The following is a 10,876-nucleotide window of genomic DNA, read 5'->3' as shown; positions in this document are numbered from 1 at the left end:
GTACTCTTTACGTAGGTTCTACGTCAGACATCATTAAACGAACTTGGGAACACAAAAATAAAGTCATTCCTGGTTTCACTGCTCAGTATAACGTACATATGCTGGTCTATTATGAAGCACATGAATTATACGTTGAAGCAGCACGACGTGAAAAACGTTTCAAAAATTGGCCAAGACAATGGAAAATAAATTTAATAGAGAAACTAAACCCTGAATGGCGTGACCTGTATGAAGAAATTTGCCAATGATTTAGATCGAATGGATGCCGCGAACAAGCCGCGGCACGTAGGCGGCAGGTGAATTGTCAACAGACCCTATTGATACATAAAGAAATTACTCAATGACAGAATGAAGAGGGAATTAAAGCGTTAGGAATTAATTGTTCTCTTCATTTTTACGATAAAGGATTGCGGTATTTCCGATTAACTGGACTAACTCCGCATGCAACTGAGCACAAAGCTCACTGGCAATAATTTGCCTCTCCGCTTTCTCAACACCGTTGATTTTGACTTTTATTAATTCATGAGTGGTCAATGCGATATTTGTTTCCTCAATCACCGCTGGAGTAAGACCTTTCGCCCCTAGAAGTATGACGGGTTTTAAATGATGCGCTTTTGCCTTTAACGCTTGTTTGAATGTTGTATTCATGAAAATTTATCGCAAATGGCGGATTATTGCACGTTTTGCTGGGAAAAGGTAGTAAATTTAGGTATTATTCGCTATTCATTCTTAGTATAAATAGAGTTATGCCTCGCTCAAAAAGTAGTAAACGCTGGTTACACGAACATTTTGATGATATCTATGTTAAAAAAGCCCAAGCTGAAGGGTATCGAAGCCGTGCTGTGTATAAGCTAAAAGAAATCGATGAAAAAGAGCATTTACTAAAACCAGGCATGACAGTGGTTGATTTAGGTGCTGCGCCAGGAGGATGGACACAGTACGTTTCAGAAAAACTCGATGGACGTGGTATTATTATTGCATTAGATATTCTTCCGATGGATGCTTTACCCGACGTTAATTTTATCCAGGGTGATTTTCGTGAAGACTCAGTCCTCCAAGAATTAACAAATTTAGTGCCGAAACAGGGAGTGGACTTGCTTTTATCAGATATGGCCCCAAATATGAGTGGTACAGCTGCAGTGGATATCCCGCGAGCGATGTATTTAGCAGAACTTGCTTTTGATTTTGCGAGTAACATGCTAAAACCAGGAGGAGCGATGCTCATAAAAGTTTTTCATGGGGCTGGATTCGACGAACTCATTAAACAAGTGCGATTGCAGTTTAAGCGAGTGGTTGTCCGTAAGCCTTCAGCATCACGTTCTCGCTCGCGCGAAACCTATTTGCTGGCTAAGGACTATAATTTATAGTAACTTTGTAATAGCTCTTACGTGGGAGGACTGTGTTGCGTAATAGGTTCATATTTTACGAAAGATCGGCTAAATATGAACGTTTCCAAATACGGAGTGAGCTGCTACGTAACTTTATCGTTCTAACGTCGTAAAAATACGTCACAAATGAGGTCAATGCTTTGAACGACATGGTAAAAAATTTATTTCTGTGGCTGATAATAGCTATAGTACTGGTCTCGGTATTCAGTAATTTTGGTCCTCGCCATACCTCAGCTGAAAAGCTTTCCTATAGCGAATTCTTAAGAGAAGTTGATCAAGGAATGGTTAATTCTGTAACCATTGAGGACTCTAAAGTTATCAAGGGAGTAACGAAGAATAACCGTCGCTTTGTGACGTACATGCCCATGCAAGATGATGCTTTACTTGGTGAGTTATTGAAGTCTAAAGTCGATGTGAGTGGCCAAGAAAAACAACAAGAAAGCTTCTTGTTGCATTTGTTTGTCAACTGGTTCCCCATGTTACTTCTCATCGGTGTTTGGGTCTTCTTCATGCGCCAGATGCAGGGTGGAGGAGGTCGTGGAGCAATGTCTTTTGGTCGGTCTCGTGCTCGCTTGCTAGGTGAGGACCAGGTTAAAGTGACTTTTGCTGATGTTGCTGGTGTTGATGAAGCAAAAGAGGAAGTTAAAGAGTTGGTTGATTTTTTACGTGAACCCACAAAATTTCAAAATCTGGGCGGGCGTATTCCACGCGGTGTATTGTTAGTCGGCCCTCCTGGAACGGGTAAAACGCTACTGGCTAAAGCTGTTGCTGGTGAAGCTAAAGTACCCTTTTTCACTATTTCCGGTTCTGATTTCGTGGAAATGTTTGTTGGCGTAGGGGCTTCACGCGTGCGTGACATGTTTGAGCAAGCTAAAAAACACGCACCTTGTATTATCTTTATCGACGAAATCGATGCGGTGGGACGTCACCGTGGTGCAGGACTTGGTGGGGGGCATGATGAGCGCGAACAAACCCTTAACCAATTGCTCGTTGAAATGGATGGTTTCGAAGGAAATGAAGGGGTTATTGTAATGTCCGCAACTAACCGCCCCGATGTGCTCGATCCTGCCTTATTGCGTCCTGGCCGTTTCGATCGCCAAGTTGTTGTGCCTTTACCTGATATTCGGGGCCGTGAACAAATTCTTAAAGTACATTTGCAAAAAGTTCCCCTCGATAAATCCGTCGAAATCTTACCCATTGCCAGGGGGACTCCAGGCTTTTCTGGTGCTGATTTGGCAAATTTAGTGAACGAGGCAGCTTTATTCGCCGCTCGGGCCAATAAGCGTAAAGTCGCCATGATTGAGCTTGATAAAGCAAAAGATAAAATTATGATGGGTGCTGAGCGCCGCTCAATGGTGATGGATGAAAATGAGAAAAAGCTGACTGCTTATCACGAAGCCGGTCATGCCATCGTTGGTTTATCAGTGCCTGAGCATGATCCTGTCTATAAGGTGACGATTATTCCGCGCGGACGTGCACTGGGTGTAACGATGTTCTTACCTGAACAAGATCGTTATAGCCATTCTAAGAGACGATTAGAAAGTCAATTATCCAGCCTGTTTGGCGGTCGTATCGCTGAAGAACTCATTTTTGGCCTCGAAAGTGTGACGACAGGTGCCTCCAATGATATTATGCGCGCTACTGAAATTGCCCGTAAAATGGTGACTACTTGGGGGCTATCTAATCTTGGTCCACTTACTTTTGGCGAAGAAGAAGGCGAAGTATTCTTAGGTAGAAGTGTTAGCCAACATAAAGAGATTTCGGATAAAACCGCGCAACAGATTGATGAAGAAGTGAGGCAAATCATTGATAGAAATTATCAACGAGCTAAAGAAATCCTTTTGGCAAATATGGAAAAACTGCATGTGATGGCAGAGGCTCTGATTAAGTACGAAACCATTGATACTAAGCAAATAGCTCAAATCATGAGTGGTCAAATGCCTTCACCACCCGATGATTGGGAAGCTGCAAAGAAACTTGATAAAAAAGATGAAGACACGGCGTCTAAATCTGTCAATGGGAAAGCCATCGATCACCCAGCTGGTGAACACTAGGGTCTTAATTCTGATTATTAACCTACCTTCAAGTTTATTAAAGAGAGCTCACTCCACAAACACCTTGGGACTTGCTCACAAGATCCTGTGAGGAGTGAGCGATTCTTGCTGGATCTCGCGAACAATGCGGGAAGTTGATTGAGAAGAGGCGTGAGCTATTACGTTTAAGTGAGCTTGATGGTTTTTTGTTGTCGAGAAACATGTGAACGCAGAACAATTTAAGCGATGGTGTGAATCTTACAGTCAACCCACTTCAACGAGAAAACCACCAAAACCACTCATTATGGGTGTACTTAATATTACTCCCGATTCATTTTCAGATGGTGGTCGTTATTATCAATTAGAGCACGCCCTTTCGCGAGCGCATCAGATGATTGCAGAAGGCGCCGATATTATTGATATTGGCGGGGAATCATCTAAACCTGGTGCGTTACCTGTCAGTTGCGAGGAGGAATTAAAGCGAGTTGTTCCTGTCATTAAGCGGCTTCGTGCCGAAAGCGATATTTGCATCTCCATCGATACGACTAAGGCACGAGTAATGCATGAAGCGATCTATTCGGGCGCGTCTATAATTAATGATATCGCTGGGTTTCGCAGTGATGAGTCATTAGCTATGGCGGTTAAATTGGATGTGCCTCTGTGCTTAATGCACATGCAAGGAGAGCCGCAGAAAATGCAAAATAATCCTCAGTATCAAGATGATGTTGTCGATGAAATTAATTTCTTCTTTCAGCAGCGCATTGAAAGGTGTGTTGCAGCAGGTATTAAGCGTAAAAATCTTATTCTGGATCCCGGTTTTGGTTTTGGAAAAACACCTCAGCATAATATGCGCATTATCCACCAAATGAGCAAATTTCAGCAGCATCACCTGCCTGTAATGATTGGTGTCTCGCGTAAAAGCACACTTGGAGTGATTCTTAATACTCCTGTTGAAAAGCGAATTGCGGGCGGTTTGGCGATTGCTGTATTTAGTGCGCTACATGGTGTTTCAATCCTAAGAACCCATGATGTTGCTGAGACTAATCAGGCGCTCATAATGGTTCAGGCCATTCATGCGGCGGGTTAAAGAATAATAAGGTGAGGACAAGATAATGAGTCAGCGAAACTATTTTGGGACAGACGGAATTCGGGGAAAGGTCGGGTTATCAAATATTAATCCTGAATTCGTATTAAAGCTTGGTTGGGCCTTAGGTCGAGTACTGGCTAATGGGCAGCGAAAAAAAATTATTATCGGTAAGGACACGCGTGTATCTGGTTACATGCTGGAATCAGCATTGGAAGCAGGCTTGTCTTCAGCCGGAATCGATGTCTGTTTACTAGGTCCTATGCCTACTCCCGCGATAGCCTACCTTACTCAAACGTTACGTGCTAACGCCGGCATTGTAATCAGCGCTTCGCATAATTTATTTGAGGACAACGGCATCAAATTTTTTTCTGCTGAGGGAACCAAAATCCCCGATGCCATGGAACTTGCCATCGAAGCCGAAATAGAGAAGCCTTTACAAACAGTCCCTTCTGCGAAGTTAGGCAAAACAACACGAATAAAAGATGCACCAGGCCGCTATATTGAATTTTGTAAATCAACGATTCCCTCGTTAACTCGCTTGTCCGGTTTAAAAATTGTCGTTGATTGTGCAAACGGTGCTACCTATCACATTGCTCCTAACGTATTTAGTGAATTAGGTGCCGAAGTCATTGCAATGGGTAATAAACCTGATGGTTTTAACATCAATAAAAAATGTGGTTCAACGGCGCCTGAAGCAATGCGCGAACTCGTCTTGCAAACTAATGCAGACATTGGTATTGCACTGGACGGCGATGGAGACAGAACTATTCTCGTTGATGCCGCAGGAAACATTGTTGATGGCGATCAAATTCTCTACATTATTGCGAAAGACCGATATCAAAGAGGTTCATTACACGGTGGGGTTGTAGGCACTTTGATGAGTAATTATGGATTAGAGAAAGCGTTAGCCGAATTAGACATTCCTTTTTTACGCACTAAAGTGGGTGACCGTTATGTTTTGGAGACTTTAAAAGACCAAGATTGGCGAATTGGTGGTGAATCTTCTGGGCATATCGTGTGTTTGGACAAAACCACTACCGGTGATGGCATTATCGCTGCTTTGCAGGTATTGGCCTGCATGATTAAACAAGAAAAGACATTAGAAGAATTATGCGAAGGCATTCAGCTCTTACCACAAGCATTAATCAATATAAAAACTGAAAACGCCGAGTCTCTAGCGGCCAATCCTAAAGTGCTGCAGATGGTTTCTGATTTATCCAATGAACTACAAGGAGAAGGACGAGTTTTATTACGCCCCTCTGGGACAGAGCCTATGCTTAGAGTCATGGTGGAAGGACGAAATAGTGAGCAAGTCCAATCTCATGCTCAGCGGTTAAGTGACGAGATTGTGCATTTAGAGAAAGGTTTTTTCGCAAGCTGATTGAGAAAGCGAAGACTCACAAATACGTGCAAGCCGGCGCACCCTAATCGATCAAAACCTCAATATCTCGGTTAAAAAAACAATCGAAGACTAGGATTTGCCTAAACTTTGATGTATAGTCCCGCCAGACCAAAACTGGGGGCAAAATGAGGCAGAAGATTGTAGCTGGTAATTGGAAGATGAATGGCCGAGTTGAGCAGGTCAAATCTTTATTGCACCACCTTCTGACTGCATTGGTTGAACAGGTAAAGGCTAATTGCGTGATTATGCCGCCGTCCATTTACCTTCCCCTCGTTAAAGAGTATTTAAGTGAAAGCCACATCAAATGGGGTGCGCAAAATGTCTATCCTCAGGATGCAGGGGCTTTTACGGGAGAGATTTCTGCGCCCATGTTAAAGGACTATGATTGCCGCTACGTGTTAGTGGGACATTCCGAGCGAAGACGGTTATTTGGTGAGAGTGAAAAATTTGTTGCTGATAAATTCCACCATGTAAAAGAACATGGTATGATACCGATTCTTTGCGTAGGCGAGACCCTGGAGGAGCGAGAACAAGGCTTTACAGAGCAAGTTTTCGCTAAGCAGTTGTTAGCGGTCACAGAAAATAGCAAACAATGCTTTAAAAACTGCATTATAGCCTACGAGCCCGTATGGGCAATTGGGACGGGGCAAAACGCCACTCCAGAGGAAGCTCAGGAAGCGCATATGGCAATCAGGGCATTCATCGCTGATTTTGACCCAGAGGCTGCAAATCAGGTGTCCATCTTATATGGTGGCAGTGTAAATGAAAAAAATGCTGCTTCACTGTTTGCCATGTCAGACGTGGATGGTGGCTTGGTTGGTGGTGCATCGCTTAATGCACAACAGTTTGTGGAAATTGTAAAATGTATCAATTGATTTTAATGATTCACGTGCTGGTCGCTATTATCTTAATAGCTTTAGTATTGATACAGCATGGTAAAGGAGCTGACATCGGTGCTGCATTTGGCTCAGGCGCCTCTAATACGGTGTTTGGTAGCCAAGGCACAGGAACTTTCTTATTCAAATTAACCGGCGGTTTGGCTTTGACTTTTTTTATTACAAGCCTATCTCTCTCTTATTTGGTGTCTTCTCAATACCAAAAAGTAGGGCAACAGGTTATACCTCAGCAAACCACTGTACCGGAATCTAGCGTTCCAGTGCCGGTTGATAGCAGTAAAAACGGAAAATAAATAGAGACCTATGTACATTGGGTTAGTTTGAGCCAAAATCAGACTTTTTGCCAAGACAGTAGGAATGTAAATAGGCTCTAATAGATATGCCGAAGTGGTGGAATTGGTAGACACGCCGTCTTGAGGGGGCGGTGGCGCAAGCCGTGTCGGTTCGAGTCCGACCTTCGGCACCATTAAACTGTAACAGCTCAGGTTATGAGAAAACCTGTCATTCTGAGCGTAGCGAAGGACCTCCTGAATTAAGTTACTGACAAGAGTCAGGAGGTCCTTCGCTACGCTCAGGACGACAAGTGATTCTTCCTGCAAGATGCGCCAAATAAAACCGTTTCCTGGCAGAAACTGAGCACTTAACTCCGAGCGATACAAAATGATGCTATCACAGTACTTACCGATACTTGTTTTTATTATAATCGCCCTTGTCATAGGTCTTGCAATGCTTGGAGCAGGTGCACTGTTGGGTAAGCACAATCCTGACGCCGCAAAAAATTCGCCTTATGAGTGCGGGTTCGCTCCCTTTGAGAATGCGCATCTTCCTTTCGATGTAAGATTTTATCTAGTTGCTATACTGTTTATTATATTTGATTTAGAAACCGCCTTTTTTGTTCCCTGGGCTGTTGTATTGCGTAAGATTAGTTGGTTCGGATTTACCGCGATGATGATCTTCCTCGGCCTATTAGTAATTGGTTTTATCTTTGAATGGAAGCGGGGCGCTCTTGAATGGGAGTAGATCCGGCAGTTTCTATATTAAAATTAATCGATGGTGTTATATTAATCCAAAAACAATTAGAGGCTTGCTATGGCTGTTGCTGACTTGCAGAAAACTGGCTTTGTTACCACATCAGTAGAGAAGCTGCTTGGTTGGGCTCGCAGTGGTTCAATGTGGCCAATGACTTTCGGCTTGGCTTGCTGCGCGGTTGAAATGATGCATGTAGGGGCTGCCCGATATGATTTAGATCGTTTTGGTATTATTTTTCGACCTAGTCCACGTCAATCGGATGTCATGATCGTTGCAGGAACTTTGTGCAATAAGATGGCTCCGGCGCTACGCAGGGTATATGATCAAATGCCTGAACCCAGATGGGTTGTTTCAATGGGATCTTGCGCCAATGGTGGAGGTTATTATCATTACTCGTACTCAGTAGTACGCGGCTGTGACCGAATTGTTCCAGTGGATGTATATGTTCCCGGATGCCCACCTACCGCTGAAGCCTTACTTTATGGCATTATCCAGCTGCAGAACAAAATTCGGCGCAAAAAAGTGATTGAAGTTTAAGAGACAGCACAGGTAACTATCCGATGACAAAATTAACGAACTTGGCTGATAAAATAACGACAGAATTAAATACTCTAGTCACTAATGTCTCAATAGCGAATGGTGAGATCACTTTAGAGTGTGAGGTTGGGCATTTAAAAGATGCACTGTATCAATTGCGCATGCATGAAGCGTTTGCTTTTGATCAACTCATTGATCTCTGTGGCGTAGATTATTTGCATTATGGCGTCTACGATTGGGAAACCGAATCAGCTACAGAAAGTGGATTTTCTCGAGGCGCGGAACCCTTAGAGGCAAAGGCTTACATCTGGTCTAAACCACGCTTTGCCGTTGTTTATCATCTTTTATCGACAAAACTAAATCACCGGGTACGAGTGAAAAGTTATATCGAGGAATCGCATCTTATCGTGCCCTCGGTTCATAATATTTGGAAGGGCGCGAATTGGTTTGAGCGCGAAGCGTATGATTTATACGGGATTTTATTTGATGGACATCCTGATCTAAGACGTATCCTAACGGATTATGGATTTATCGGTCATCCATTCCGTAAAGATTTCCCACTCAGCGGCTATGTCGAAATGCGTTACGATGCAACTTTGCAAAAAGTGATCTATGAACCGGTCAACATAGAACCGAGAATCAATGTCCCTAAAGTGATACGACACGATAATCGGTATCTGGATATTAAGAATCACGGGGGTGAAAAATGATTGAGTTAAAAAATTACACCCTTAATTTTGGACCTCAACACCCAGCCGCACACGGTGTATTACGTCTGGTACTTGAATTAGAGGGTGAAACAATTGTTCGCGCGGACCCTCACATCGGACTATTGCATCGTGCCACAGAGAAACTAGTAGAAACGAAGCCTTATATCCAAAGTATCGGCTATATGGATAGGCTCGATTATGTTTCGATGATGTGTAACGAACATGCTTATGTGATGGCCATCGAGAAATTGCTCGGTATTGAAATTCCATTGCGGGCAAAATACATTCGCACGATGTTTGACGAGGTAACAAGGATTCTTAATCACTTGTTGTGGTTGGGGGCTGTGGCTTTAGATATTGGTGCAATGACAGTATTCCTATACTGCTTTCGTGAGCGAGAAGACTTATTCGACTGCTATGAAGCGGTTTCAGGCGCCCGTATGCACGCAACCTACTATCGCCCCGGAGGAGTAGCTCGCGATCTTCCAGACGCAATGCCGCAGTATAAGCCCTCTCGTTGGCACAATGAGCGCGAAGTGGAAAAAATGAATGAACATCGTCAGGGATCCCTACTTGATTTTCTTTGGGCATTTACCGAGCGTTTTCCAAAACGAGTCGATGAGTATGAAGGGTTGCTGACTGAGAATCGTATTTGGAAACAACGTACTGTTGATATCGGTGTTGTATCGCCCGAGGAAGCCCTGCAATGGGGATTCACAGGCCCGATGTTAAGAGGTTCAGGGATTGCTTGGGATCTGCGTAAAAAACAGCCTTATGCGGCCTACGACAGGGTTGAGTTCGACATTCCAGTAGGAAAAACAGGCGATTGTTACGACCGCTATCTCGTACGAGTTGAAGAATTACGCCAAGCGAACCGTATCATTAGGCAATGCATTGAGTGGCTGCGCAAGAATCCAGGGCCAGTGAAAATCGACGACTACAAAATTACACCGCCTCGTCGAGAAACAATGAAGCATGATATGGAAGCACTCATTCATCATTTTAAGTTGTTCACTGAGGGTTTTTGTTTACCTAGTGGGGAAGTTTATGCTGCGGTTGAGGCACCTAAAGGAGAATTTGGCATTTATCTGGTATCAGATGGTGCTAACAAGCCTTATCGCATGAAAATTCGTGCTCCAGGATTTGCCCATTTATCCAGCTATGATGCAATGACAAGAGGTCATATGATTGCAGATGGTGTTGCAATCTTGGCAAGCCAAGACATTGTATTTGGTGAGATTGACCGATAAATTAGATGGTTAATTTATCGCATTAAAGGTTAGAAAGAATGCCCGATAATTCAACAAAATTACTTCGCCAGTTCATCCCATCGGCCCGTATCGATGAGATTGACCATTGGATCGCTAAATACCCAGCTGAAGAAAAGCAGTCAGCTGTTCTGGCCGCTTTACGAATCGTCCAGGAAGAGCACGGTTATTTAACGCCCGAGCTGATGGATGCTGTTGCTGAATATTTAGATATGCCGCCTATTGCAGTGTACGAGGTCGCTTCTTTTTATACCATGTATGAACATCAACCTATTGGTCGCCATTTGATTAATGTTTGTACTAATATTTCCTGCAAACTTAGCGGTTCATCAGAGGTCGTTAGCTATTTGCAGAAAAAATTGGGTATTAAGCTCGGCGAGACAACCCAAGATGGTCGGTTTACGCTACGATCTGTGGAATGCCTTGCTGCTTGTGCTAACGCCCCCATGATGCAGGTGGATAAGAATTACCACGAAAATCTAACCACTGATAAAATTGACAAAGTTTTGGAACAGTACGAATGAAC

Annotated in this window: 13 protein-coding genes and 1 tRNA gene; 13 read left to right on the top strand and 1 reads right to left on the bottom strand. The window is 43.5% G+C overall.

Features of this window, described 5'->3' with window-relative positions:
- Nucleotides 1-248 (top strand): GIY-YIG nuclease family protein (locus B5D33_RS10220; protein ID WP_139364751.1); only part of this gene is annotated, 248 nt, incomplete at its 5' end.
- A gap of 127 nt (nt 249-375) precedes the next feature.
- Here the strand turns inward: B5D33_RS10220 and yhbY are convergent.
- Nucleotides 376-648: a ribosome assembly RNA-binding protein YhbY gene (yhbY, locus tag B5D33_RS10215; protein ID WP_058451945.1), complete on the bottom strand. Its 273-nt coding sequence runs from the start codon at nt 646-648 to the stop codon at nt 376-378.
- A 98-nt stretch (nt 649-746) separates the two neighbouring features.
- On the opposite strand from yhbY, the gene rlmE reads away from it, so the two are divergent.
- From rlmE to nuoE, 12 genes are all read left to right on the top strand, one after another.
- Nucleotides 747-1,367, top strand: a complete 621-nt coding sequence (rlmE, locus tag B5D33_RS10210) for a 23S rRNA (uridine(2552)-2'-O)-methyltransferase RlmE (protein ID WP_058451944.1) — start codon at nt 747-749, stop codon at nt 1,365-1,367.
- Nucleotides 1,368-1,537: 170 nt separating this feature from the next.
- Nucleotides 1,538-3,442: an ATP-dependent zinc metalloprotease FtsH gene (gene ftsH / locus B5D33_RS10205; protein WP_058451943.1), complete on the top strand. Its 1,905-nt coding sequence runs from the start codon at nt 1,538-1,540 to the stop codon at nt 3,440-3,442.
- Between the two features lie 202 nt (nt 3,443-3,644).
- Complete coding sequence (folP, locus tag B5D33_RS10200; protein WP_058451942.1) at nt 3,645-4,508, top strand: dihydropteroate synthase; 864 nt, start codon at nt 3,645-3,647, stop codon at nt 4,506-4,508.
- A 25-nt stretch (nt 4,509-4,533) separates the two neighbouring features.
- Complete coding sequence (glmM, locus tag B5D33_RS10195; RefSeq protein WP_058451941.1) at nt 4,534-5,889, top strand: phosphoglucosamine mutase; 1,356 nt, start codon at nt 4,534-4,536, stop codon at nt 5,887-5,889.
- A gap of 146 nt (nt 5,890-6,035) precedes the next feature.
- Nucleotides 6,036-6,785, top strand: coding sequence for a triose-phosphate isomerase (tpiA, locus tag B5D33_RS10190; protein WP_058451940.1), 750 nt, complete (start codon nt 6,036-6,038; stop codon nt 6,783-6,785).
- On the top strand, nt 6,773-7,099 hold the full coding sequence (gene secG / locus B5D33_RS10185) for a preprotein translocase subunit SecG (RefSeq protein ID WP_058451939.1): 327 nt from the start codon (nt 6,773-6,775) through the stop codon (nt 7,097-7,099). Before tpiA ends, secG begins: the two co-directional genes overlap by 13 nt.
- 88 nt (nt 7,100-7,187) lie before the next feature.
- Nucleotides 7,188-7,272 (top strand) — tRNA-Leu (locus B5D33_RS10180).
- Between the two features lie 197 nt (nt 7,273-7,469).
- Nucleotides 7,470-7,826 (top strand): NADH-quinone oxidoreductase subunit A, encoded by a 357-nt coding sequence (locus B5D33_RS10175; RefSeq protein WP_058451965.1) that lies wholly within the window; start codon nt 7,470-7,472, stop codon nt 7,824-7,826.
- Between the two features lie 69 nt (nt 7,827-7,895).
- Entirely contained in the window at nt 7,896-8,372 is a 477-nt protein-coding gene (locus B5D33_RS10170; protein WP_058451938.1) for a NuoB/complex I 20 kDa subunit family protein, read from the top strand.
- Nucleotides 8,373-8,395: 23 nt separating this feature from the next.
- Nucleotides 8,396-9,082, top strand: coding sequence for an NADH-quinone oxidoreductase subunit C (locus tag B5D33_RS10165; RefSeq protein ID WP_058451937.1), 687 nt, complete (start codon nt 8,396-8,398; stop codon nt 9,080-9,082).
- Nucleotides 9,079-10,332, top strand: coding sequence for an NADH-quinone oxidoreductase subunit D (locus B5D33_RS10160; protein WP_058451936.1), 1,254 nt, complete (start codon nt 9,079-9,081; stop codon nt 10,330-10,332). Before B5D33_RS10165 ends, B5D33_RS10160 begins: the two co-directional genes overlap by 4 nt.
- 38 nt (nt 10,333-10,370) lie before the next feature.
- Nucleotides 10,371-10,874, top strand: a complete 504-nt coding sequence (nuoE, locus tag B5D33_RS10155) for an NADH-quinone oxidoreductase subunit NuoE (RefSeq protein ID WP_058451935.1) — start codon at nt 10,371-10,373, stop codon at nt 10,872-10,874.
- The last annotated feature ends 2 nt before the right edge of the window (nt 10,875-10,876 follow it).

Origin of the sequence: Legionella maceachernii (assembly GCF_900167045.1) — a bacterium.
In the GTDB taxonomy this organism is placed as follows: Bacteria; Pseudomonadota; Gammaproteobacteria; order Legionellales; family Legionellaceae; genus Tatlockia; species Tatlockia maceachernii.
This window is presented reverse-complemented; position numbering and strand designations above follow the sequence as displayed.